At 41.0% G+C, this 25498-nt stretch carries 22 protein-coding genes; 15 read left to right on the forward strand and 7 right to left on the reverse strand.

Annotated features, from left to right (window positions below; translation table 11 throughout):
- The first annotated feature begins 78 nt into the window (after window positions 1-78).
- Window positions 79-1053, forward strand: a complete 975-nt coding sequence (locus tag NJ959_RS03940; protein WP_254010446.1) for a cysteine synthase A — start codon at window positions 79-81, stop codon at window positions 1051-1053.
- 171 nt (window positions 1054-1224) lie between these two features.
- On the forward strand, window positions 1225-2226 hold the full coding sequence (gene ahr, locus NJ959_RS03945) for an NADPH-dependent aldehyde reductase Ahr (RefSeq protein ID WP_254010447.1): 1002 nt from the start codon (window positions 1225-1227) through the stop codon (window positions 2224-2226).
- A gap of 212 nt (window positions 2227-2438) precedes the next feature.
- Here the strand turns inward: ahr and NJ959_RS03950 are convergent, their stop codons facing one another.
- Window positions 2439-2714, reverse strand: coding sequence for a 2TM domain-containing protein (locus tag NJ959_RS03950; protein WP_254010448.1), 276 nt, complete (start codon window positions 2712-2714; stop codon window positions 2439-2441).
- Between the two features lie 313 nt (window positions 2715-3027).
- Between NJ959_RS03950 and NJ959_RS03955 the strand changes: the two genes are divergently transcribed.
- Together NJ959_RS03955 and NJ959_RS03960 are read left to right on the forward strand one after the other, a co-directional pair.
- Window positions 3028-4011 carry a DUF4384 domain-containing protein gene (locus tag NJ959_RS03955; protein ID WP_254010449.1) on the forward strand — a complete coding sequence of 328 codons (984 nt, stop codon included), beginning with the start codon at window positions 3028-3030 and terminating at the stop codon, window positions 4009-4011.
- A 29-nt stretch (window positions 4012-4040) separates the two neighbouring features.
- Window positions 4041-7850, forward strand: a complete 3810-nt coding sequence (locus NJ959_RS03960; RefSeq protein WP_254010450.1) for a CHAT domain-containing protein — start codon at window positions 4041-4043, stop codon at window positions 7848-7850.
- Between the two features lie 82 nt (window positions 7851-7932).
- Here NJ959_RS03960 and NJ959_RS03965 read toward each other — a convergent pair whose 3' ends face one another.
- Window positions 7933-8133 (reverse strand): DUF433 domain-containing protein, encoded by a 201-nt coding sequence (locus NJ959_RS03965; protein WP_254010451.1) that lies wholly within the window; start codon window positions 8131-8133, stop codon window positions 7933-7935.
- Between the two features lie 64 nt (window positions 8134-8197).
- Here NJ959_RS03965 and NJ959_RS03970 point away from each other — a divergent pair, with 64 nt between their 5' ends.
- From NJ959_RS03970 to NJ959_RS03985, 4 genes are all read left to right on the forward strand, one after another.
- Window positions 8198-10864 carry a nitrite/sulfite reductase gene (locus tag NJ959_RS03970; protein ID WP_254010452.1) on the forward strand — a complete coding sequence of 889 codons (2667 nt, stop codon included), beginning with the start codon at window positions 8198-8200 and terminating at the stop codon, window positions 10862-10864.
- Window positions 10865-11168: 304 nt separating this feature from the next.
- Window positions 11169-12299, forward strand: coding sequence for a M23 family metallopeptidase (locus NJ959_RS03975; RefSeq protein ID WP_254010453.1), 1131 nt, complete (start codon window positions 11169-11171; stop codon window positions 12297-12299).
- 247 nt (window positions 12300-12546) lie between these two features.
- A complete protein-coding gene (locus NJ959_RS03980) occupies window positions 12547-12807 on the forward strand; it encodes a type II toxin-antitoxin system HicA family toxin (RefSeq protein WP_254010454.1) in 261 nt (86 codons plus the stop codon).
- A complete protein-coding gene (locus NJ959_RS03985; protein WP_254010455.1) occupies window positions 12797-13009 on the forward strand; it encodes a type II toxin-antitoxin system HicB family antitoxin in 213 nt (70 codons plus the stop codon). The genes NJ959_RS03980 and NJ959_RS03985 overlap by 11 nt, the downstream gene beginning before the upstream one ends.
- 44 nt (window positions 13010-13053) lie before the next feature.
- Here the strand turns inward: NJ959_RS03985 and NJ959_RS03990 are convergent, their stop codons facing one another.
- Window positions 13054-13257, reverse strand: coding sequence for a hypothetical protein (locus tag NJ959_RS03990; RefSeq protein ID WP_254010456.1), 204 nt, complete (start codon window positions 13255-13257; stop codon window positions 13054-13056).
- A gap of 98 nt (window positions 13258-13355) precedes the next feature.
- Here NJ959_RS03990 and NJ959_RS03995 point away from each other — a divergent pair, with 98 nt between their 5' ends.
- The 3 genes from NJ959_RS03995 to NJ959_RS04005 all read left to right on the forward strand — a co-directional run bounded on the left by NJ959_RS03995 (window position 13356) and on the right by NJ959_RS04005 (window position 17003).
- Window positions 13356-14684: a DNA cytosine methyltransferase gene (locus NJ959_RS03995; protein ID WP_254010457.1), complete on the forward strand. Its 1329-nt coding sequence runs from the start codon at window positions 13356-13358 to the stop codon at window positions 14682-14684.
- A 712-nt stretch (window positions 14685-15396) separates the two neighbouring features.
- Window positions 15397-16521, forward strand: coding sequence for an AAA family ATPase (locus tag NJ959_RS04000; RefSeq protein WP_254010458.1), 1125 nt, complete (start codon window positions 15397-15399; stop codon window positions 16519-16521).
- Window positions 16518-17003 carry a hypothetical protein gene (locus NJ959_RS04005; RefSeq protein ID WP_254010459.1) on the forward strand — a complete coding sequence of 162 codons (486 nt, stop codon included), beginning with the start codon at window positions 16518-16520 and terminating at the stop codon, window positions 17001-17003. The genes NJ959_RS04000 and NJ959_RS04005 overlap by 4 nt, the downstream gene beginning before the upstream one ends.
- 98 nt (window positions 17004-17101) lie before the next feature.
- Here NJ959_RS04005 and NJ959_RS04010 read toward each other — a convergent pair whose 3' ends face one another.
- Entirely contained in the window at window positions 17102-17614 is a 513-nt protein-coding gene (locus tag NJ959_RS04010) for a Crp/Fnr family transcriptional regulator (protein WP_254010460.1), read from the reverse strand.
- A 269-nt stretch (window positions 17615-17883) separates the two neighbouring features.
- Here NJ959_RS04010 and NJ959_RS04015 point away from each other — a divergent pair, with 269 nt between their 5' ends.
- Window positions 17884-18837, forward strand: a complete 954-nt coding sequence (locus NJ959_RS04015; RefSeq protein ID WP_254010461.1) for a tetratricopeptide repeat protein — start codon at window positions 17884-17886, stop codon at window positions 18835-18837.
- A 180-nt stretch (window positions 18838-19017) separates the two neighbouring features.
- Here the strand turns inward: NJ959_RS04015 and pyk are convergent, their stop codons facing one another.
- Entirely contained in the window at window positions 19018-20448 is a 1431-nt protein-coding gene (gene pyk, locus NJ959_RS04020) for a pyruvate kinase (protein WP_373693596.1), read from the reverse strand.
- Between the two features lie 411 nt (window positions 20449-20859).
- Window positions 20860-21984 (reverse strand): Rpn family recombination-promoting nuclease/putative transposase, encoded by a 1125-nt coding sequence (locus NJ959_RS04025; protein ID WP_254010463.1) that lies wholly within the window; start codon window positions 21982-21984, stop codon window positions 20860-20862.
- A gap of 481 nt (window positions 21985-22465) precedes the next feature.
- On the opposite strand from NJ959_RS04025, the gene NJ959_RS04030 reads away from it, so the two are divergent.
- Entirely contained in the window at window positions 22466-23032 is a 567-nt protein-coding gene (locus tag NJ959_RS04030; protein WP_254010464.1) for a Uma2 family endonuclease, read from the forward strand.
- Here NJ959_RS04030 and NJ959_RS04035 read toward each other — a convergent pair.
- A complete protein-coding gene (locus NJ959_RS04035) occupies window positions 23029-23217 on the reverse strand; it encodes a hypothetical protein (RefSeq protein ID WP_254010465.1) in 189 nt (62 codons plus the stop codon). The two genes, NJ959_RS04030 and NJ959_RS04035, sit on opposite strands and share 4 nt — an antisense overlap.
- Window positions 23218-23352: 135 nt before the next feature.
- Here NJ959_RS04035 and NJ959_RS04040 point away from each other — a divergent pair, with 135 nt between their 5' ends.
- Window positions 23353-24831, forward strand: a complete 1479-nt coding sequence (locus NJ959_RS04040; RefSeq protein WP_254010466.1) for an MFS transporter — start codon at window positions 23353-23355, stop codon at window positions 24829-24831.
- Window positions 24832-24901: 70 nt separating this feature from the next.
- A complete protein-coding gene (locus NJ959_RS04045) occupies window positions 24902-25477 on the forward strand; it encodes a TMEM175 family protein (RefSeq protein WP_254010467.1) in 576 nt (191 codons plus the stop codon).
- The last annotated feature ends 21 nt before the right edge of the window (window positions 25478-25498 follow it).

The following is a 25498-nucleotide window of genomic DNA, read 5'->3' on the forward strand; positions in this document are numbered from 1 at the left end:
ACCCCACTCCCACCTATTGAGTTTCAGACCCATTAGGACGTATCCTAGAAAACTACAGCAGCACTATTAAACTCAAGTATGGATATCAAAAACGGCTTTGTCGGAACAATTGGTAATACCCCACTCATCCGCTTAAACAGCTTCAGCGAGGAAACAGGTTGCGAAATCCTGGGTAAAGCGGAATTTCTCAATCCCGGCGGTTCAGTAAAAGACAGAGCAGCACTCTATATTATTAAAGATGCAGAAGAAAAAGGGTTGCTCAAACCCGGAGGTACGGTAGTAGAAGGAACCGCAGGTAATACGGGTATTGGTTTAGCTCATATTTGTAATGCTAGGGGTTATAAAAGCCTAATTATTATCCCAAATACTCAATCCCAAGAGAAGATGGAAGCCTTGCGGACATTGGGTGCAGAAGTTCGTCCCGTACCTGCCGTACCTTATCGAGATCCTAATAATTATGTCAAACTTTCTGGCAGAATTGCTGCGGAAATGGAGAATGCAATTTGGGCAAATCAGTTTGATAATTTAGCTAATCGGTTAGCACATTACGAAACTACTGGACCAGAAATTTGGGCACAAACTGATGGCAAAGTTGATGGTTGGGTAGCGGCTACGGGTACAGGTGGCACTTTTGCAGGTGTTTCAATGTTCCTCAAAGAAAAAAATCCCAATCTTAAATCTGTTGTCGCAGATCCAATGGGAAGTGGGTTGTATAGTTATATAAAAACAGGAGAAGTTAAAATAGAAGGTAGTTCTATTACTGAAGGAATTGGTAATAGTAGGATTACTGCCAATATGGAAGGAGTTCCTATTGATGATGCTATCCAAATTGATGATAAGGAATGTATTCGGGTAGTTTATCAATTATTGCAAAAAGATGGGCTATTTATGGGAGGTTCAGTGGGAATTAATGTGGGGGCAGCGGTAGCACTGGCTAAACTTATGGGGCCGGGACATACTATTGTTACTGTACTTTGCGATGGTGGTGCAAGGTATCAGTCGCGGTTATTTAATCGGGAATGGTTGGCAGAGAAGGGATTGTTGGTGGATTAATACTAGGCGAATATTTTAGTTTATAGAGTAATCAGATGGATAATTCCTTGATGGTAATATTAAAAACATTGCCATCTGTCGCCGCCTACTTGCCTGGAAAATTGGGAAAATAAGTTTGATCTCAGCTAAAGCTAAAATGAATCTGGATATATTCAGAGAGGAGATACAAAAATGATCGATGCTTATGCAGTCAATACAGCAGGTGGAAAACTGGAACCATTTCAATACGATCCAGGGGCACTGAAAGACGAAGAAGTAGAAATTAATGTCGAATATTGCGGTATTTGCCACAGTGACCTGAGTATGATAAATAATGAGTGGGGCATGAGTGAATATCCCCTTGTTCCCGGTCATGAAGTGGTAGGAACTATTGGGGCAATTGGCGATCGCGTGACAACATTAAAAATTGGTCAACGAGTCGGATTAGGTTGGTTTTCCCATTCCTGTAACCATTGTGAGTGGTGCATGTCTGGAGATCAAAACCTCTGTCTCACCGCAGAACAAACTATCGTAGGTAGATACGGCGGTTTTGCTGATAAGGTACGGGCACATGAGGAATGGGTGACTTCTCTGCCAGAGGGGGTCGATCCTGCTAAGGTAGGTCCGCTATTCTGTGGTGGTTTGACTGTGTTTAATCCGATTGTTGAGTTCAATGTCAAACCTACGGATCGTGTTGGTGTGATTGGTATTGGTGGGCTTGGACACATGGCACTACGATTTCTGCGAGGATGGGGTTGTGATGTCACCGCTTTCTCAACTAATCCTGACAAAGAAGCTGAAGCCCGGGAATTGGGGGCTAACCATTTTGTTAATTCTCGTGATGCTAAAGCACTAGAAATGGTTGCTAATTCCTTTGATTTTATTCTCTCAACAGTCAATGCAGATCTTGATTGGGCAGTATACATTAATGCGTTGCGTCCCAAAGGAAGACTGCACTTTGTTGGAGTAGCACCAAACCCCATTCAAACTCATGCTTTCCCTTTAATAATTGGCCAAAAATCAGTTTCTGGTAGCCCTCTCGGTAGTCCAACAACAACTGTCAAAATGCTCGATTTTGTTGCCCGTCATGGCATTGAACCTGTTACAGAAACTTTTGATTTCAGTCAGATTAATGAAGCAATAGCTCATTTACAGTCAGGAAAAGCTCGATATCGGATTGTTTTGAAACATTAGAAAAATATTGGTGATGGCACTTTGCGATCGCATTTATAGCGGTTTTCAGTTGCATAAAGTACATAAGATAAACCTCCAGAAACCCGGTTTCTTAAAGAAACCGGGTTTCTCTGTACCTCGGTCAACTGAGAAGCACTATAGCAAAGTAAGTACACAAAACCCGAAATGTTTTCCGCCAACATTAGCACACCAAATTGGTCAGACACCATTTTCTATTCTTTGTTTGTTTTGTTCATCAACTCGGCAATCTTTTTCTCCTCCCAGTCTGAACCGAATAAACCTGTGATGCCAAAAATAGTCAAGGCATGAGCAATAATCCCGATTCCCCATCCTAGCAATGCCCAGTAAAACCACCAGCCTCCTGGAGTTAGAAAATCTATGAAAAACAGCAATGTTATCACTGCAATGTAGGCAATCAAATGGATATAAAAACCTTTGATCGCGGCAACTCGACGCTTGGCACGGCGGTATTTTTCGTCGCTTTCCATTTTGTTGACCTCCTGATAATTAATTTGAGGAACTTCTCATGGCAACAAAAGTCAAACATTTGACGTTTACTACTACCTCTCTCTGAGATCTATTATACCAGAGAAAAATATATTAATTCTTAATCACTACATTTCTTTAAATATCTCTAAAATCAAGTCCGTACCTCACTCCTGTCGCCAAGCGCTATAGAGACACCCTGTCAACCTGGAATAATTTTAGCTAATATAGATTTAGCAGAGGAGGAATACAGCCTTCTCTGAGTAACATCAGCAGCTACCTTTCTTCCCCCCCCCAATAGTTGAGATCCTCTCAATGACAGATTTAACTCTCGATCCAGTAACAGGTGTTATCAAGGCTATCGCCAGCATGGCGACTTCCCCTATTAAAAACCAGCTTGAGCGCAATGAGCGAGTCATCCAACTACGAAACAAGTTGAATCTCCCTCCGGATCATCCGCCAGCAGATTTCACTGGAGTTTATCAGTACGCGCTTGTGGATTATGGCGTTGACAAACCACAGCCAATCCTGGAATTATTTCGGCAAAAAGAAATAATCCAGGCGTTTCGGCAAGCCTTTGAACAGAATGACCAATCTATTCTTGTGAAAAAAAGAGAGGATTTTCTCGATTGGAATATATTGGGCGATCGCATCCGAGAACTAAACTATGATATTAAGCAAGAGTTTGCTGACTTTCAAGCTGCCTTTATCAAGGTTGCGAACTCTACGCGGACACCTGCTGATGTTATTCAAATCCAGAAAATAGATAATTTAGAAAATCTTTTAGTAGAGATTGTTGAAAGACTGATAGCACTCCCACCACTTACTCTTGACCAACTTTGGGATCTCTTAGTGGACAATGCTACTAAAACTGACCAAATGAAACCGGAAATTGCTAATAATTTGGGAATGTGGAATCCTGCGCCAAAAGTACCAAGAGGCACGCCGTTTCATTTCGTAATTAATCTTGCGACTTCGGGTTACTTGATTCTGCTGGAGAAGAACCCCGATCAGCAAATTTGGTGTTTATCTCCGTCATTTTTAGCACCGCCGTCACGTTTAGAAGCGGGACAGGTAAAGTTACCCTTGGCATATCAAGATACTTTTACAGCCGATAGTGTGGGTAGAGAGCAGATGTTGGCAATTATTAGTCAGGATAAGCTTAATTTAGATTGGTTGCCAAGGGAGGAGGATGAACCTTTGGAAATGCGGAAGGAGTATTTAACTGAACTACTGGAGTATGTGCAGGGTGATTTTGGTGTTCAAATTCTTTATGCGGAATATCGGGTAGCTGAATAATTGATTTTACAAATAACAAGATTAAAAAAATGGATGAACAGCGCATACAAGACTATCTCAATTTGATTCAACAGTTGCTTGATTGTCCCAATGGTCAGGAAGGAGAAATTTTGCAGGCTAACTCAGGCCTGATTGATGAAGGATTAATAGCAGTGATGGAACAGGTAGCAGAGGATATGACAGAGGATGGTAATTGTGATGTTGCCGAGTGGCTGCAAAATTTGGCGGTAGAACTGATAGAACCAATAGGAGAATTAGGAGGGCAACGTTTACAAAAGTATCTGAGTTTGATTGAATTACTGCTAAGTTCTGACAACGAGGAGAAATCAGAGGTTTTGCAGGCTAATCAATCCCTGATAGATGAAGGGTTGGTAGGAGTGATGGAACAGATGGCAGTGGATCTAGCAGAGTCGGGAGAGCAAGATGCCGCAAATAAGTTGCAAAATCTAGCGACACAATTAATAAATTCAATCCGAGAAAAACCTTGGTATAAACTTAACCAAAGAGTTGTTGAACTATATGAAAGTGGAAAATATACTCAGGCTGGAATTCTTGCTAGGCAGGCGTTAGAGCTAGCGCGAAGCTCTTATGGTAATGAGCATCCGGATGTATTTACAAGTCTTAATAATCTTGCTGTATTTTACCAAGCTCAAGGACGCTATAAAGAAGCAGAAGGTTTTTATGAAGAGGCTTTAAAGTTGAGCCAATATCTCTTAGGGGATGAGAATGCCATCGTTGCTAAAAGTCTAAATAATTTGGGCAGTCTTTGTCACGCACAAGGTCGTTATAGAGAAGCTGAAGCACTCTTAGAACAAGCTTTGAACATGAGACAGTGCTTCTTGGGAAATGAAGACCCCGATGTGGCTGAAAGTTTAAATAATCTGGCTAGCCTTTACCAGGTGCAAGGACGCTATAGAGAAGCTGAATCCCTGTTACAAGAATCGTTGGAGATAACACAACGTCTTGTGGGAAATGAACATTCTGATGTGGCTGTTAGTTTAATTAATTTAGCAGAAATATACCGAGAGCAAGGACGTTATAGAGAAGCTAAAACCCTCTTGCAACAAGCACTCAATCTTTTGCGACATCAGTTTGGACATGAGCATCCGGACGTAGCTACAAGTCTAAATAATTTGGGTTTAGTCTGCCAGTCTGAAGGACTTTATAGTGAAGCTGAATCTTTCTTAGAACAAGCGTTGGACTTAAGGCGGCATCTTTGGGGTAATGAGCATGATGATGTAGCGGACAGTTTGAATAATTTAGCATTGTTGCGCCAGACTCAAGGGCGCTACAGTGAAGCTGAACCCCTGTATCAGCAAGCTTTAGGAATAACCCAACAACTGTTTGGGGATGAGCATCCTGATATTGCACAAAGTCTGAACAATTTGGCTTTGCTTTATAGGGAACAAGGTCGCTATCAAGAAGCTGAGAACCTTTATAAAGGGGCGTTGAATCTAAGAATAAATCTGTTTGGAGATGAGCATCCTGATATTGCACAAAGTCTGAACAATTTGGCTTTGCTTTATAGGGCGCAAGGTCGCTATCAAGAAGCTGAACCACTTTTGCAGGAAGCGCTTAAATTATGGCGAAATCAGTTAGGAGAAGAGCATCCAACCCTAGCCGATTGCATGAATAATTTAGCTGTACTTTACGATAACCAAAGGAACTACCACAAAGCAGCCCCCCTTTACAAACAAGCGTTGGCTCTATGGGAAAATCGCTTTGGGAATGAAAATCCATTTCTGGCTAGTGGATTACATAATTTGGCATCCCACTACGCAGACCAAGAATGCTATAGTGAAGCTAAACAACTCTTAGAAAAAGCATTAGATATGACGCGACGATTGGAGGGTAATGAACATCCTCACGTTGCTCAAAGTCTGAACAATCTAGCGGTTGTATTAGCTGCTACTGGGTACCCCAATGAAGCACTATTACAGAGGATTCAAGCCAATGAAATTGATACTAAAGTTATTCGCACTGTGTTTGCCTTCAGTTCGGAAAATGACCGTTTAGCCTACTTGCAAAAAATTAGGGGGAAGTTGGATGGTTTTATTTCCCTTATCTATAGCCACCTTTTAAACTCACCCCATGCCTTACAAGCTCTATTAGATTTAATCCTCAAACGCAAAGCCCTCACCGCATCTGCCCTCGCTGCACAAAACGAAGCTCTCTACAGCGATCGCTATCCCCATCTTACCGAAGACTTCCACAAACTCCGCGACTTGAGCGAACAAATCATCCACCTTACCTTTTCCACCCCCCAAACCGAAGATTTCACCACTTACCAACAACAATTAGTGCAACTGCAAGCCGAACATAACAACTTACAAAAAACACTAGCATCTCAAGTACCAGAAATCCAATTACAAGAACAACTCCCTAACCGTAGCGATGTTGCAGCAGAGTTACCAGCAGGTTCGATTTTGATAGAGTTTATCCGCTTTGATCTATTCAATTTCAAAGCAATTCCAGCCAAAGGGGAAGCACAATGGCAACCTGCCCGTTATCTCGCTTTCATCTTACCAGCCGGACAGCCAGAATCAGTAGAAATGGTAGATATTGGAGAAGCGGAATGTATTGATAGCTTAATTCGAGAATTTCGGGAGTTAGTATCTGGCGCGGGTAAAAATCAAGAAAGTCAGCTAGGGATGTTCAGCAAGCGCCCTCCCAAATTAATCTTCAGAGAATATCATCCACAAGTAGGCATCAAACTACGACAAGCCATATTCGACAAACTTCGCCCCGCATTAAAAGAACACAAACATTTAATTATTGCCCCAGATGGAGAATTAAACCTAGTGCCATTTCAAATTATCCCCAGCGACGATACTGGAGAAAAAATGCTGATGGATGAATTTACCATCAGTTATCTGACTGTCGGGCGAGATATACTCCGGCAGAAAATAGAGACAAAACGCCCTGCATCTATCAATGCTTTAGTATTTGCCTCTCCGAATTTTGACTTGAGTGCAGAAAGTGTAACTTCCGATGCAGCACCCAAACAAAATATACAGACAGAGAATTTACGAGAATGTATTGCTAACAAACCCTTAAAAGATGCTAAGGGGACAAATATATTGGGAGAAAGAGTTGCACAGAAGTTAAAAGTGGCTTCTTATCTAGGAAGTGAAGCACTGGAAAGCTACTTTAAACCCCTGCAATGTCCGCGCATTCTGTTAATAGCCACTCATGGTGTATTTTTACCTAACCAACCTGAAGATCCCTCTCTAACTGTTTCTTATCAAAGGGAAAGTAGTTTATTGCAGCGCGATCGCTTTTTTGGTAGAGTCGAAAATCCGATGCTCCGTTCCGCTCTTGCTTTAGCTGGAGCTAACACTTGGGCAAAAGGTGGTAAACTTCCCCCACAAGCGGGGAAAGGAATTCTATTTGCTCAGGATATAGCCGGACTTGACCTCTGGGCGAATGAAATTACTGTCCTCTCAGCCTGTGAGACAGCCATTGGAGATGTAGCCATTGGGGAAGGAGTATTTGGGTTTCGACGTGCCTTTGCCGTTGCTGGAACAAAAACCCTGATAATGAGTTTATGGTCGGTGAATGGGTGGACAACTGCACTGTTAATGGAACGTTTTTTTGATAATTGCGAATCTGGATTAGGGCGTGCTGATGCTTTGCAAGAAGCTCAGAATTATTTGCGAAATATCACTGTCAGAGAATTGCAGCAATTTGAATTAGGACAAGAAATTCTCAAACAAGAATTCAATAACGGTAGAGAATTAGATGCTACAATGTTAACTCGTCAAGCGGAAGACAAACCTCTGGCACATCCTTACTATTGGGGTGCATGGATTTGCCAAGGGGATACAAAACCTATATAGTGTTTTTAAATGAGATGTAAAATAGAAAGCCTTATTTTATGGTGCTTCAGGACTTTTGCTGTTCACATCCCAAATGAAAACGCTATAGATGTACAATAGTTTCCAATAATCCGATAACGTGCTCCCTACTTACCGTCGGAAATCCATCGAGGAAATCATCAATTGACTCTCCCGCCTTCAAATAGTCAAAGACTGTCTGTACCGGAACTCTTGTGCCAGTAAAAACTGGAGTACCACCCATAATTTCAGGAGATATACTAATAACTGATGATTTTTTAAGCATGGTCTTTCATTTGGCGAGTCTATTATCTATAACTTATCTGTAATCATAATCAAAAATTGGGTTGATGTTAACCACTTTCTACATCTTTTTTGGGGCTTTCAGAGAAATTCAGAATAGTCAAACTTTCCCTATAACTATAATAGGACAACGGTGTGAAGTAGAGCGTGAAGTTCAAGAAAAGTTTTCCCATATCAGACTGAAGATGGAAGACAATCAGCCAATTGACACTACGATTCCCCCATCCCCCCATCCCCAGTATCCCTACCATTGTAAAAAAATACTAAATCCCGCCCGGAATACACATGATTTCGTGAGACAATCAACAGTCCATAGATTGATTGTGCCAATTAGTAGCGTAACTGCACCGTTTTTCCCCAGGATACTCAAAATGACAACCCAAAACCCCTTAACTTGGAAAGCCACCCTCGCCGATAAAATTCCCCCCCACTGGGCTGAGGAAATCGATACATTTGAAAATCAGATGAAACTCCGCACTCAAGGCAAACTTGATGAGAAAGTCTTTGCTGAGTTGCGGCTGCGTCGGGGTGCTTACGGTCAACGATATGATAATGGTTTCCGCTACGATGGTGAGAAATCCCAAACTATTTCTTTCCCCCATCCCGATTTAACTAAAGGCCCAGAAACGAAATGGGAAGCGCCGGGGATGCAGCGGATCAAAATTCCTTATGGGGGGATGACTGCCCAACAGATGGAAGTGCTAGCGGATATGGCGGACGAATATTCCGATGGCATTCTACATGTTACCACCCGTCAGGATTTTCAACTGCATTTCATTTCCATTGAAGATACCCCCGATATGCACCGCCGTTTGGCTGCTGTGGGGATTACTACTCGCGAAGCTTGCGGTAATTCAGTCCGAAATGTCACAGCTTGCCCTTTAGCGGGAGTTTGCCGAGATGAAGCCTTTGATGTGACAGGTTATGCTAACGAAACCGCCTATTACTTTTTTGGACACCCGGATGTACAGGATTTTGGACGGAAGTTTAAAGTCGCTTTTTCTGGTTGCAAAACTAATCCTTGCGGTTTAACTTTCATGCACGATTTAGGGTTAATTGCGACTACAAGAATTGTGGATGGAGTGGAACAAAAAGGGTTTGAAATGTATGTGGGTGGCGGATTAGGTGCAGTACCCCATTTAGCCAAACTTTTAGATGAGTTTGTCCCAGTAGAAGAATTATTACCCATGTCCCAGGCGATCGCAAGGGTATATGCTCGTTTAGGTGAGAAGAAAAATCGCAATAAGGCACGGATTAAGTTCTTAGTTGGCAAACTCGGTATTGATGAATTCCGTCGCTTAGTTAAAGAAGAACGGGAAGTGTTGAAAAATGATCCTAAATGGGATGATTGGTTAGCTAATCTGTCTCGTTATGAAGAAGCAGGTAAACCTGCACCAGTTTCAGCGGGTGAAAATATCGATTTAGGTGAAGATGCAGCAGCATTTGCCCAGTGGAAATCCACTAATATTTACCCACAGCGACAAGATGGTTTTAACTGCGTCAGTATCGCCTTACCTTTGGGTGACTTGACTGCCCCACAAATGCGGGGAGTTGCTGATATTGCCCGTCGTTTTACTAACGATACCACTCGCATTACAGTAGAGCAAAATATTATATTGCGGTGGATTAATGAAGCGGATTTACCTGCTTTATATTTAGCACTAAAAGCGATTAACTTACACGCTGGCGGGGCAAATTCCATTGTTGATATTACCGCTTGCCCAGGTACAGATACCTGCAAATTAGGTATTTCCAGTTCTCGCGGTTTGGCAAGTGAGTTAAGCAATCAGTTAGCTGCTAAAGGTTTGCAGTATGATGAAGCGCTGAAAAATCTGCGAATTAAAGTTAGCGGCTGCTTCAATTCCTGCGGTCAACAAATGGTAGCAGAAATTGGTTTCTATGGATCGAGTCGTTTAGTAGATCGACATCGAGTCCCCCATTTCCATTTAATTTTAGGTGGAGAATGGGATAATAATGCCGCTCAATACGGACAATCTTTAGGCGTATTTCCTTCCAAACGGATACCGGATGTAGTGAACTTTTTGGTAGATATGTACCTGCGGGAACACGATAAAGGAGAAAAATTCTCCCAATTTGTCAACCGCATCGGGAAAAAAGCCATTAAAGATCAATTGCAATCCTTTGCCAAAGTACCTGCCTACAGCGTAGATAAATCCTTCTACACAGATTGGGGCGATGCCCGGGAATATACGATTGGCGATATTGGCATTGGGGAATGTGCCGGAGAAGTAGTTTCTCTGACTGATTTTGGTGTTGCTACAGCCGAAAGTATGTACTTTGATGCCACACTTTTATTGGAAGGAAATTCCACCAACGGTAATGTGAAGCAAGCCGCAGATAAAGCCCTAGGTGCAATGCTGAGTGCAGCCCAAGCTTTACTGAAATTGCAGAATATTGACATTTCCAGTAATCCCGATGTAATTGTCAGTGAATTCCGTAAATATTTCTACGATACTGAGTTATTCTTCGATCCTTTTGCCAAAGGTAAGTTTGCCAGTTATCTGTTTAATGCTTACGAAAATCGCGATGATGCCGCAAATTTGGATCGTTCCCGACAATTGATTGAAGAGGCGCGGTTATTTATTGAAGCAGCCCATGAGTGTAATACGCGGATGGTGCAATCTGGGATTGTGAGTCCGGGTAGTTTTAAGAAGTGGTTGATGGATAGGGAAATGCAGTTGGCTGGGAAGTAGTAGTGGTCGAATATAGTGCGTGTTGTGGAGGATTGTGACAGGGAATCTACAACACGCATTATTTGTATAACTCATAACTTGCACCAATGTTAACTTGCGGTTAAAACCGGATCTACACAAACCCAACCCGCCGTAGCAGGTTTGACAGCCTTTGAGTAGCCATTAGTCTGCGATTAGTCCGCTTAAAGGCGATTTTGTAGATACCTTGATTTGTGGCGATATATAGCTATGAGCATAAATAAGTATACACAGCATATTTATCTGTTATTATATTAATCTATTAAGTTGGCACAGGCTTAATCCTATGTTCATCAAGCAATTTTCTCCACTTCTATTTAGAGCCTGCATATCGCTACCGATATTCCTTGGCATACAGACTCAAGTATTGGCTGCTCAAGGTTATCGTCTCCCTTTTCCAGCAGGAAAGTCAGTACCAGTAAATCAGTCATGTGTAGACTCAATTGATGGTCCGACTTGTAAACACTCTAAAATTAGCCAGATTAAGTACGCGATTGATTTTGGATGTAGCATCGGAGATCCTATTGTTGCTATCCAAGATGGAGTTGTTGATCGTTTAGAATTTAAGAATGATTATGGAAATTTAATCAAAATTAAACATAATGATGGCAAATACTCTCTTTATGCACATCTTAAAGAACCTAGCCCTCTGAGTTTAGGGGCTTCAGTCAGTAGTGGACAAGCTATAGGAAAGTGTGGCATGACTGGTGATGCAACTGGTCCGCATTTGCATCTGGAATTAAGACCCACTAGCAGCTATAGTACAGTGCCAATTTACTTTGATGAGTGTAATAACAATTCACTTTGTCGGGATGGGCAGGTTTATTATCCTGAATCATATTTATCCATAAACACAGGTTCATCCACAAACAATGCACCTTGTATTATTAACAGCCCTTCACCAGGAGGAGCTGGGAGGATGTGTATTCCGATTAGAGAAGGGCAGGTGATGTGGAAAGAATTTCTCACACTTAGTAGTGATAGCCCTCTGTCATTAGGAGCTAAAATTGTCGCGGTGAGTAATGGTTCAGAGGCTAGTGGATTAAATCGTCGAGAAACTCCAGGCGGAACCCTGATAGGGAATCAAGATATCGCTTGGGGAACAGTTGGAACATATACAGGAGGGTTTGGAGTTGCCCCTATTGGTGGAATAAACTACAACTGGCTTAACATTGATTGGGGAAATGGAAAATCTGGTTACTCTGCCGAGAACTTCCTTAACTATGTTTATACTTTGTACAAAGTGGTTCCTTCTAATAATTCATTTGATGGTAATGGTGAATCTTTTACAGAGCCAATTTTGCCCGAAACCTCTAATCCAAGTACTGCTTCTGTTTCTGAACCATCATCAGTTTTAGGTCTATTATCAGTTGCTGTTACTGGTGTGCTAGTAAAACTTAGAAAGAAGAGCGGTTAAATTTTCCTTGAAGTCATTCTATTTAATCTGCTAGGAAACTAATATGTTGCGAGACGAAATAGTAGAAGAAATTAACCGAATTCGTGACCAATATGCTAAGTTATTCAATTATGACTTAGATGCAATTTTTGCCGATTTTTAGCCCCTTAACTCGATATGGACTCGATGGCTGGGTTCCTACTCAACATCGAAAACTGGCAAAACCCTGTTTCTGAAAGCAACTTAGTCGATTTCCGCAAGAGGTCTAATGAGTCAGCGAGATAAACTACTGGTCAAAATCCTGTTGGGAACCTCCGATGCCAATATTCCCTTTGAACCGCTATGTCAACTCCTCCGCAACCTCGGTTTTGACGAACGAATACGCGGTAGTCACCACATCTTTTCCAGAGAAGGCATTGAAGAAATCCTGAATCTTCAGCCCAAACAAGGTAAAGCAAAAGCGTACCAAGTCAAACAAATTCGCCATGCAATTTTGAAGTATCAACTCGGAGGACAAGATGAAGATTAAGTATCAACTGATTATTTACTGGAGTGAAGAAGATCGAGCTTTCATTGTTGAAGTCCCTGAATTACCTGGTTGTGCCGCAGATGGCGAAACCTATCAGGAAGCAGTGCAAAATGTAGAAATTGTAATCCAAGAATGGATTGAAACTGCACAAGCATTAGGACGACCTATTCCAGAACCCAAAGGTAGATTACTATTGGCTTAATTTTTTAGTGTGGGGAAGTTGCAGTTGATTGACTAGAAATCAAATTACTCTCGATTACGATCAGCTCGAATTTTGGCAATATCTTGCCAAAACGACTCTCGCGTCACCTGTTTGAGATTAGTTTGTCGCTCTTTTGTATAGTCACCTGTTCCCCATCCCATTTCTTTCAAAAAACGAATGGTAGTGACTTGACCTAAATTTTCAAATAAGACTTGATAGCCTTTTTTGCGAAGTTCAATGGGTGTCATTGCTAGATTCTCCTTCAGATTGAAAAACAGATATTAACCAAGTAACTGGGTTCTAGATTGTAACATTAAGGTTATAGTAAGATTACTAAAATAATAGCATGATTCGTTTTATCGATCTTTTTGCAGGCATAGGTGGAATGCGCCTCGGCTTTGAGGAGGCGTGTCATATTCAAGGCATAGAATCTCAATGCGTACTTAGCTCAGAAATTGATAAAAGAGCCAGAGAAACATATATCCGAAATTTTCATGAACAACCTACTGGAGATATCCGAGAAATTGAACTAATACCTGACTTTGATTTTCTCCTAGCTGGCTTTCCCTGTCAGCCCTTTTCTTATGCGGGTAAACAGCAAGGATTTGGCGATACAAGAGGGACACTTTTTTTTGAGGTTGAGAGATTACTAAACAAATACAAACCTCAAGGTTTTCTCCTGGAAAATGTGCGCGGATTGACAACTCACGATGGTGGCAGAACATTCCAAACAATCGTTCATTCCTTAGAAAAACTAGGCTATGGTATTGATTGTCTTTTACTCAATAGCAGTAACTTTGGCGTACCACAAAATCGCGTTAGGATCTATATTCTGGGACTACTTGGTAAAAAACCAAAACTTACACTTAGATCCGATAGAGGCGCAACTGATTCCCATGCTTTTAAGCAACAGTTAGCTCAACTAAGTCTTTTTTCCAGCAATTATCCAATTGTGAGAGTAAAAGATATTTTATCAAATGAAGTTCCTGAAAAATATTACCCTTCAAGGGAATTTGAACAACAACTTTTTGAGGCTGTAGATGGGGATCTTACCAAGCTACATGGGGTTCGTCTGATTGACTTTCGTGGCGGGAATTCCCTTCATTCTTGGGATTTGGGTATTAAAGGAAAATGCAATAAAGATGAACGAGACTTTATGAATGCTTTAATTGCCAATAGAAGACATAAGGAATTTGGTGTACAACAAGATGGCAAAAGTTTAACTATTGCACAAATTAAGACTTTTTTTGATCGCGAGGATATTCAAGATATTATTCGAGCGCTCATTAGCAAAAAATATCTCAAAGAAGTAGATGGCAGATATAATCCTGTTAGTGGAAATATGTCTTTCGAGATTTTTAAATTTCTCGATCCTGAAAGTATTTCCATCACACTGACATCATCCGATCCCAACAAGTTGGGTATTGTCCATAATGGGCGAATTAGACGGATAACACCCCGTGAATGTGCGAGATTACAAGGCTTCCCAGAGTCTTATATTGTTCATCCAGATGATAGTGCCGCATATCAGCAATTTGGTAATGCAGTAAGTGTCCCTGTTGTTCAAGCTATTTTATCAGATTTTATCCGTAATAATAACTTGACTAACAAAGTATTTAGCCTTCCAAATAATCAACCTATAGCACTGGACGCTGGCGTATTTACAGTACATTAGTTCTAAAATCTTCCAGATAAAGCATTCATTTTCTAATGTGTAACTACACCAGTGAGCAGCGCTATATCTCAGTTTGAACTCCTAAGTCAATACCTAAGTTTCCTAAAAAGACTCGATGGAGAAAACTCAAATGATTTAAGTAGTAGAACAAATTATTCTCAATAAACATCAGTTTCCACTCATTGTTGTATGTTATTGTGGGTTCTGATGGGCACAAATTTGAGAAATATCCTACCAAAATGTTTCCCGCGTAACTTGTTTTTGCGTGGTTTGTCGCCGAGCTAAATAGATAATTCAAACTTATTGATTTAGTAATCTGGTTTTAAATTATTCAATCCGGTCTGGATTTCCTGACAAAGTGAAGTAATGTTAAGCGCCTGAAACCCGATTATTGCCATTGTATGGAGACTGTAGTACATTTTTCAATTAAAATAGATGATGGTAATTTGGTCTTTTATAACCAAATTTTAGACATAAAGCTTAAAACCCTTGCTCTGTATGGGATTAACTGCCCAGCGAACCCAAAAATATGTACTACAAGGGTAACCTCGAATAACTAATTTTGGGAGGATGACTCAAACGCTGACTTGACAAAAGGCAAGACTCATGTATGTGCAAGACGCGATCGCGGTTATAGTTTTATTCAGTCACAGTTATCGCCTTAGTAGCCTTGAGATCTCATTCCCTTCCCACCTCATATCATAATTTGACTATGCTCCAAAGACTATATGTACACAACTTCAGATGCCTGGAAAACTTTGAACTAACCCTAAAAGAGATGCCATCTGCTCTCTTGATTGGCAAAAATGGTTCAGGTAAATCAACTATTCGCTCTGCCTTAGAGGTGCTTCAGAAGATTAGTCAAGGCATCAATAGAATGCGCGAACTTGAAAAACTTAAACTGATTAGCCCGAAAGATTTTGCTCGTGGCAGATCTGATGTGCCAATCCGCTTTGAAATAGAAGTATTACTTAACGATAAATTATATAAATATATCCTAGCTTTAGAGTTGCCAGAAAAATTTAGAGAACTTCGAGTTTGCCAAGAACAACTGCTAGTTGCAGGAGAGCCAATTTACTCTCGAAAAGAAGCCCAAGTCACTCTTCATACTAGCTCACAAAATCGTGAAGCTCAGTTTTTATTGGATTGGCATCTTGTTGCCCTTCCCGTAATTCAGGAGCAATCAGAAACTGATCCGCTTCGTATGTTCAGAAATTGGCTTGCTCGCACAATAATTTTAGCTCCAATCCCAAGCTTGATGACAGGAGAATCTCATGGCGAAACTTTGGAGCCAAAGCAAGATGCTTCAAACTTTGGGGACTGGTTTTCTGGATTACTCAGTCGCTATCCTGCCGCCTATACACAGGTTGATAAATACCTCCGAGAAGTTATGCCTGATATTCAGGATTTTCAGAATGAACTTATCGGCAAAGACTTCAAAAGCACGATTGTTCGGTTTGAAGCCAATAATGCAAATCTGAGTATTGATTTTGAAGCTTTATCTGATGGGGAGAAATGTTTTTTTCTTTGTGCTGTTGTTTTAGCTGCCAACAAGTTTTATGGTCCAGTTTTTTGCTTTTGGGATGAGCCAGATAACTATCTATCTTTGTCAGAAATTGGACATTTTGTCATGTCATTGCGACGATCATTTAAAAATAGGGGTCAAATTTTAGTTACTTCGCATAATGAGGAAGCAATCCGAAAGTTTTCCAATGAAAATACCTTTGTACTCGATCGCAAAAGCCATTTAGAGCCAACTTTGGTCAGATTGCTTAACGATATAACTGTTAGAGGAGATCTGGTAGATACCTTGATTCGTGGTGATATAGAGCTATGAGCAGAAATAGGTATCAACCGCACATTATTATCTTGCCGGAAGATCGTGCTAATGAAGAGATTGCTAACGGATTTATTCAGTATCCAAATATTAATGAACATGCTATTCAAATCGAGCGCCCTGCTGGTGGTTGGGGAAAAGTTATTGAAAAATTCACAGAAGCCCATGTCCCTGAAATGCGACTCTTTACAAAGAGGATGATTCTTTTGCTGATTGATTTCGATCGAAGTGAAGATCGATTTAGTTATGTAGAGAGTCAGATTCCACAGGATCTAAAAGAAAGAGTATTCATTCTGGGAGTACAATCTAACCCAGAGAGTTTAAGGAGAGACACCCAAAAGAATTTTGAGGGTATTGGAGAAACCCTTGCCAAGGATTGCTCCGACAACACGAATCAATTATGGGGACACGCTCTTCTCAAACACAACAAAACTGAGTTAGAGCGGATGATTTTATCTGTCAAACCATTTCTGTTTAATTAAAGTCTAGGTAAATCAAATGATTCGTTTTATCGATCGCAGGTTGTATTTGTCCCAAAGTGCGATCGCATTTTGAGTTAAATCCCTATTAGACATCTCCCCTACCACAAACTCCAATCGCGGAAAATATTTTTCGTGCTACTCTCAATAACTGAAAGTTGAGCCTCATGTTGTTCGCCATACAGAGCCGATATTTTGCGAGTTAAAACGTAAGCTCTCTGACCAATCGCTTCTGCCATATTCAACATCACGGTAGAAGAGATTCTATCCCCCTCTTCAAAACGCTGACGCAAAGCATCAAAGGGCATCGCCAATGCCTTCACTTCATTAATTGTTTCCACATTTGCCGAATTAGGTTCCCCACTGAAAAAACTAATTTCTCCTAACACTGTCGGGGCTTTATTGCGACTTATTTCTTGTTCTCCTGCCGGAGTATCAAGAAATATACGAACCTTTCCCGCTAGGAGGAAGAAAATTTTATGGCTGTGACCATCTTGAGACAATATCTTGTATTTAGGAGGAAGAATAACCTCCGTACACGCACTTATAAACGTTTGAATCTGATCCTGATCTAGATTTTTAAATACATAAAATTGTTCGGGATTGATACTCATGATTTTACGATTTAACCTGGTTAATTCTCGGGTGGAAATTACTAGTGCAATTCGGTAGAAGTAAAGGAGGCAACAAGGCAGGGGGCTGTAAGATTAAGCATGTCTACTTTTTGCCCTCATTTTAATTGTATCATTATTTGTCCTGAGTTTCATTTGAGTTACAGTAAAATATATAATGTAAGATAGGAATGAATACTATCCTCCTGTAAGGGGATAAAAATTATCCGAGGATACTCCGAAACTCCTGATTTATACAGATGTAATGTACAATGAGCAATGTAATACCAATGCGGCGGGCTTTCTCCCATACTATCTATAAAATGTTAGAATCCAGACCCGATAGTTATCACGATTGGTTGGATCAAGGACATGGGTTACGGGATGAGGGACGATATCGAGAAGCCTTAACCAGCTACGATCTCGCTTTAGAATATAAGCCTAATGATTATTGGGCATGGTACTGGCGAGGGGATGTGCTGGATGCGTTAGGACATTTTGAAGCAGCCCTTGATAGTTACGACAAAGCCTTAGAAGAGTATCCTACAGATTACTGGGCTTGGTGTCACCGGGCGAGGGTGCTGCGGGAATTGGAGCGCTATGAAGATGCGCTCGCTAGTTATGATAACGCATTGATAGCACGACCAGAAGATTATTGGGCTTGGTATAATCGGGGACGAGTGGCTTTGGAAGATTTGGATTTGTATGAAGTTGCGATCGCATCTTTTGATAAAGCGATAGAAGTTCGTTCAGATGATTATTGGAGTTGGTATCGTAAGGGTGATGCCTTCAGACATTTGCAACGTTATGAAGATGCGATCGCAAGTTACGATAAAGCAATAGAAACGGAACCTCAAGATTATTGGGCTTGGTATCGCAGAGGAGATTCCTTGCGATATTTGGGAAGATTAGAAGAAGCCATAACTAATTATGATGAAGCCTTGACAGTTAAACCATCAGATCCCTGGAGTTGGTATAAGCGAGGGGAAATTTTGCGGTGCTTGGGTAGATATCGGGAAGCAATTACTAGTTACGACGAAGCAATTTTAAGTAATTCCGATGATGGGTATGCTTGGTATAACCAAGCTTGCTGTTATGCTTTACTTGGGAATATTCAAAGTGCGATCGCCAGTTTACAAGAAGCAATTCGTCTTAATCCTATAGAATTTCAAGACTTTGCCAAAACCGATCCAGATTTAGCTAATCTGCGGGGATTTGAGTTTTGATAGGATGAAGTACAGAATAGAAACCCGGTTTCTTTAAGAAACCGGGTTTCTAAGTACCTCACTCACCTCCAAAGCACTATATTATGAGCCGCAACTTGGTAAGCTGTTATGCACTTAATTTAGATACCTCCACACCCCTTTCTCAAAATTTAATATCCAATTTAGACGCACAACAGCCGATCAAGCAGTAATTGATTGTCCAATCGTATGAACTTTAATTAAACTAGTAGTACCTGACTTACCAATAGGAACACCAGAAGTAATCACCACCTTATCACCATGTTCTGCTAACTCCATCTGAAGTGCAGCATTTATCACATTTGTCAACATTTCTTCCGCCGTCTTTACTGCTGAAACTAGATATGGTTGTACACCCCAAGATATTGCTAATTGATGATAGGTGGTTTTTTCAGGTGTAAAAGCAATAATTGGCGTTTTAGGACGATACTTAGATATTAGCCGTGCTGCACCTCCCGATGAACTATTACACATAATCCCCCGCGCTACTAACTTACTCGCAATGCGACAAGCAGCTTCGGCGACAGAATCAGTAATACTAGCATTTTCTTCTGATGAAACAACTGATTTCTGGAACCCTTCTTGTAGAGATTCTTCAGTTCGCAAAGCGATATTGTGCATCATTTCTACAGCAGCAATAGGATATTGTCCCACAGCAGTTTCACCAGATAACATTACTGCATCTGTACCATCTAAAATTGAATTGGCGACATCAGTAACTTCAGCGCGAGTGGGATCTGGTGCGCTAATCATAGACTCCAACATTTGGGTAGCTGTAATGACAGGTTTCCCGGCTTGATTGCAGCGACGAATGATTTGTTTTTGGATCATCGGCACCTCATGCAAAGGCATTTCTACTCCCAAATCACCGCGAGCAATCATAATCCCATCAGCTACATTAAGAATATCTTCAAAACTTTCTACTGCTTCTCGCTTTTCAATTTTGGCAATAACACGAGTATTGGCTCCTGCAGCTTCAATCATCCGCTTGACAGGTTCTAAATCTTGCGCTGTGCGGACAAAAGATACTGCCACAAAATCTACACCAGATTGAAGACCAAAACGCAAATCCATTAAATCTTTTTCTGTGACAGAAGTGACAGGTAAGTAAGTTTCTGGGAGGTTAACTCCTTTGTGTGTGGAGAGAAGTCCACCAATTTTAACTAAGGCGCGGATGCTATCAGCATCGCGTCCAGTTACTATTAATTTTACCCTGCCATCGTTGATCGAAATTGGTTCGCCAACCCGCACCATAGCAAATAGTGTGGGAATTGGCAAAGGAATTTCATTGATGTTGTTACCTTCCTGTTGCAAAACAAAGGTAATTTCTTCTCCTGCTTTCACCTCAATTCCTTCTGTTGGGAGGGTTCCCAAGCGAATCTTGGGACCGCAGAGATCTTGAAGTAGGGCTAGTGGTTTATTCTGTTGCTGGCTAATTTCTCGCAGGTTTTGAATAGTTTCTCCGTGGAATTCATGGGAACCATGGGAAAAATTTAACCGAGCAACATTCATCCCAGCTTCCACTAATATTTCGAGGTTTTCTCGTGCTGCTGTAGCTGGTCCAATAGTGCAGATGATTTTAGTACGACGCATATTGTAGTTTGGCATGATAGGATTAAAGGTAATGTTCCACACAAACCGTTAGATTTTCGGTTGATGTACCAAAACCTACAAAGCTAACATCAGCTCAACCGGAGAATTTTGCCCAAGTCGATGAACTTAGTAAAGTTATTCTATGGAGCCTGTTGGTAGAACATCTGTTATGAGGATAGATCGAGTTTGTTAAGGATGAGTAATTTAAAAACTGGAGAAATTGTTAAGAAAATATTGGGAAAGAATTAAATGTAGGGTGCGTTAGCGAAGCATAACGCACCATTACCACTATATCTAATATCGCTGCCTAAGTCGTGAAAGTCTTGTCATCCAGAGCCACAAGACTGATTGTGGACATTGCCCTTCCTACACCGATTGGGGTTTATTTATGCCCAGTTATCGATCGGAAAATTAACTTTGTTGAATACTATTGAGCAAAGTTTGTTTATTTGCTGAATTTATAGGAGGAATAACTTTACCCTCTGTACTTCCCGATACTTTTTCTTGACTGAAGCTATCGCCAAATAACTCATCCAGCATGGTGAGTTGGGCTTTCAGGATTTCAGGGTGTTTTTCATACCACTCTGAAAGGGTAAGGTAAAGCAAGTTGCTTTGATCAGGTAAGGGGGCAATTAATTCAACTAATTCATTTCTGTCTTCAGGGGAAAAGAGAGAAGGCTGACTATTCAAAAGTCGGTTAAAGACGGCAATATTTTGTTCGTCAACTGACGTTATTTTAGATCTGGTAGATTGCGCCGTTTGCTGGACTACTTCTAGGGGCAAATCTAAAGCTTGTGCTATCTGTTCTAAACTCAATCCCAGCGGCAGGAGTCGCGGGATAGTTTCTAGTTTATTTTCCTGTTTACCTTCCTCTTTACCTTCTTCTAGAACTTCTTGATAGAAGCGGGTTTTCTTTAACTCACTAGTTAAACCTAACATGGTGGCAATCTCCTCGCGGCTCTTTTTTGGTAATTTATAAACTATAATGGTCTCAATCAAGTCGATCAGATCTCGCTGGATGGCTTCATCGGTTAGTTGTTGTCTGGCTTGGGCGATTAACCGTCTTGCTCTTTCTCCAGCCGTCTCTTCTGGCTCAATTACCAGTTTAACAACTTCTACGCCTAAAGATGATTCTCCTTCCCGTAATTCATCTAAGTAAATTCGCCTGACTTGATTTAGGTTAAGGAGGTTGCCAAAATGTAATGTTTGTTCTCTTTCGATACTGCGGCTGGGATAGATGACGACAATCTGCCAAGGATGAGGTGGCTGGTATTGTTTGAGGTAGAGAAACAGTTCGGCAAATATCCGGTAGTATAGGGAAGGATCTGGCTGGAATTGGACTTCAACTAGATATAAGGGTTGGTTGGGTTGGTTGGTTTTGGGTAAGAATAAACCGTCGAGGCGAAAGGAAAGTTGTTTGACTTCGCGGGAGGTGAATTCATAGTTAGTGGCTGCTTCTGGGGCGCGGTTGATTAGTTCAAAGAAAATGCTCGGAAAGGATTGGAATAGACGGTAGAATATGGTGTCGGTTTTCACGATTAATTAGGGATAATGCCACGAGTATATTATCTCAAATTAATCAGGTTTTTACATCATCAATGCTGGCAATTAATGATTTTTTTGATGAACCGATAAATTTTACCAATTATATCGATTTGGATTGCCCAAACAATCCATCCCAAAGGGATAGATAAGATAATTCCTACCAATAAGTGAAAGACTACAGGAGAAAAGCTAGTAAAAAGATAACTGGGAGATTCTGGTTGAGGCGAGCTTTGAAATTGTCCTGGAAAAAGCTTAGTTAAAATGGTTTTAGCGGGTTCGTTAGCAACTTGGGAAGAAATGCCGCTGACGGCTAAACTAGTACTGGCAACAGTAATGAATTGTTCTAATCTTTCTTGGCGTTTTTGGGCTGTTGATTCGGCGGCGCGATTTTCTCTATTGTCTCAATTACTTGTAACAGAAAATGTGTCACACTAGAAGTAGCGATTAGAGCAGATCTCAGGAGGCTTAGTTAATGACAATCTCCATCGAGAAAAAGGTTTGGACAGATGAGGAATTTATGGCACTGTCCAAAGATGGACATCGTTATGAGTTAGTGAATGAGGAGCTTGTAGATATGGGCAATTCAGGAATGGAGCATGGTGGAATTGGCTCATTTCTAGGGGGTATTCTGGCAATATATGTTCGCCAGCACAAATTGGGAAATGTTTGTGATTCTAGTACAGCTTTTACCTTAAAGAATGGAAATAAGCGATCGCCTGATGTATCTTTCGTTTCTAAAGAACGGCTCAAAGGCTTAAAACGTCCCCCTCGTGGTTTCTTTCAAGGTTCTCCGGATCTGGCTGTGGAAATACTTTCACCCAGCAATACGGTTGAGGAAATCCACGAAAAGATTGTGGAATATTTTAACAACGATACTCGCTTAGTTTGGGTGATTCATCCTGATGAAAAATATGTTCTAGTTTACCATTCACCCGAACCGGATCGCTTGCTTCGTCCTCAAGATGCGCTAGAAGGTGAAGCCATTGTTCCTGGCTTTTCCATATCTGTTACTGAACTATTTGAAGAATGGGATTTTTAGCGATCGCCATTGAGACTTTTAATTTCAGCTTTTCGCTCTGACCAAGGTACAATTGGTTCATCTTGCCTAGACCGAGAAACTAAAATATCATAGAAATCTTCCCAAAGTTCACCCCACTCGGTTAGATCGATCAATACTGCTTTTTTCTCTCCACCATCATCTACTACAAACTGGATTCCTTTCATAATATTTTAACTCTCATATTCGTAAAGTGTTATTTTAGGTATGCCAATCGAGTTTTAATAGGGATCTACCCACGAACACAACCATCTCTTTATTCTATACTAGAGATAGTCAGAAAATCTTTACACCAATCACCTATGCCTCTCGAACCCAAAATCATGAAAGCGGTTGAGCAGCTAGGCTACCGCGTTACCGTCGGCGATGTGGCTACTCGTGCCGGATTGAATATTAATTTAGCAGAACAAGGTTTACTCGCTCTGGCTTCTGAAGCTAGCGGACATTTGCAAGTGGCAGAATCCGGTGATATTGCCTATCTATTTCCTAAAAACTTTCGCACAATCCTCCGCAATAAGTTCTTGCGGTTACAATTACAGGAATGGTGGTCAAAAATCTGGCGGATTTTATTCTATTTAATTAGAATTTCCTTCGGGATTATCCTGATTCTTTCCATAGCCTTAATTACAATCGCAATTATTATCATTGCCATTGCTTCCAACAGCGATAGTAATGGTAGCGGTGGTGGCAGTGGTGGTAGCGGTGGTAATTCTAGTAGTAGTGGCGGCGGATTCTGGAATTTCTTTTGGTTGTTCGACTTTGGCTCTCACCAAAGCCATCCGACTTCCTCTCCCACCTCCAAAAAAAACAAACGTAATTCCTCTCCATCTGCTCAAATAACTCAAGAAAATTCCACCGAAACATCCCCAAAAAGGGAGATGAACTTCCTAGAATCAATATTCTCATTTCTATTTGGTGATGGCAATCCCAACGCCGAATTAGAAGAACGTCGCTGGCGAGTTATTGGTACAGTAATTCGCAACTCTGGCGGAGCAGTAGTCGCAGAACAAATTGCTCCATATCTCGATAATATTGGGTCAGGATACCAACGGGAATCTGAAGATTATATCCTACCAGTACTCACCAAATTTAACGGTCGTCCCGAAGTTAGTCCTGATGGCGATATTATTTATCACTTTCCCGAATTACAAACTACTGCCCAACAGGAGGATATAGTACACCCCCAAACTACTCTTAATCCTCAGATACTAGAAGATATGGGTAGCTGGGTAGTTGAGGAGAAAGAACAAGATCTTAGTGTTTTACCTCAAAATCAATTTGGTGGAGTACTAGAGGCAATATTACCTTATCTTCAAGAAAAGCTTTGGCGTTTTAGTGCCGCCAGTAGCGGACAAATTCTCCTTGCCATTGGATTAGGGGGAGTTAATCTAGTTGGTGCATTGATGTTAGGATCTATGTTAAAGGGTGGTATCGCAGCTCAATTAGGTGGAATTGTCGCATTTGTCGCCTCCATTTATGGGATATTATTAGGCTACGGGATAGCTTTCTTTACCATCCCCCTGATTCGTTACTTTTGGATTCAGTGGCAAAATAGTCAAATTGAAGAGCGAAATCAAAAACGAAAAAAAGATGCGATTGCACTAAGGAGAGGAGATGCTACCTTACAAAACAAACTCACCTACGCTCAACAATTTGCTGCTAGAAATGTAATTAATCCTGATAACTTAACCTATACTAGCGAAACAGATTTACTGGATCAAGAAATAAACAGAAAAGAAGAAATCGATGGTGAATGGCAGAAAAGATTAGACTCAGAATAAAAACAATCATCTCTCAGAATATTTCTTTGATACACGATAAAAATAATCAAAATCAGGAGAAGTTGCCACAATGGGGAAGGGAAGACTAGAAGCATTTAGTGATGCAGTAATTGCGATCATTATTACCATTATGGTACTAGAAATGAAGATCCCCCACGGGGCAGATTTAGAAGCGCTACGTCCGCTATTACCAGTATTTTTAAGCTATGTATTGAGCTTTATTTATCTGGGTATTTATTGGAATAACCATCATCACCTATTTCAAGCTGTTAGACATGTGAATGGTCGTACCCTTTGGGCTAATATGCACTTATTGTTTTGGCTATCCCTCATCCCCTTTGTGACTGGATGGATGGGCGAGAATCACTTTGAAACGATACCAGTAGCCTTTTATGGGATAGTGCTATTATTTTCTGCGATCGCATATTTTATTCTAACTCATTCCCTCCTTGCCCACCACGGTAAAGATTCCACATTGGCGATTGCCATCAGTCAAGGATTTAAGGAAAAAGTGTCTTTAGCCATATATGCCGCTGCCATTCCCCTAGCCTTTGTAAATTCCTGGTTTGCCTGTGGATTATATGGCTTAGTTGCTGGAATATGGCTAATTCCAGATCCTCGGATTGAGAAAACTTTGAGTCGGTAAAAAAATGCGATGCCTCTGGTG

This window comes from Limnofasciculus baicalensis BBK-W-15 (genome assembly GCF_024178385.1).
In the GTDB taxonomy this organism is placed as follows: Bacteria; Cyanobacteriota; Cyanobacteriia; order Cyanobacteriales; family Coleofasciculaceae; genus Limnofasciculus; species Limnofasciculus baicalensis.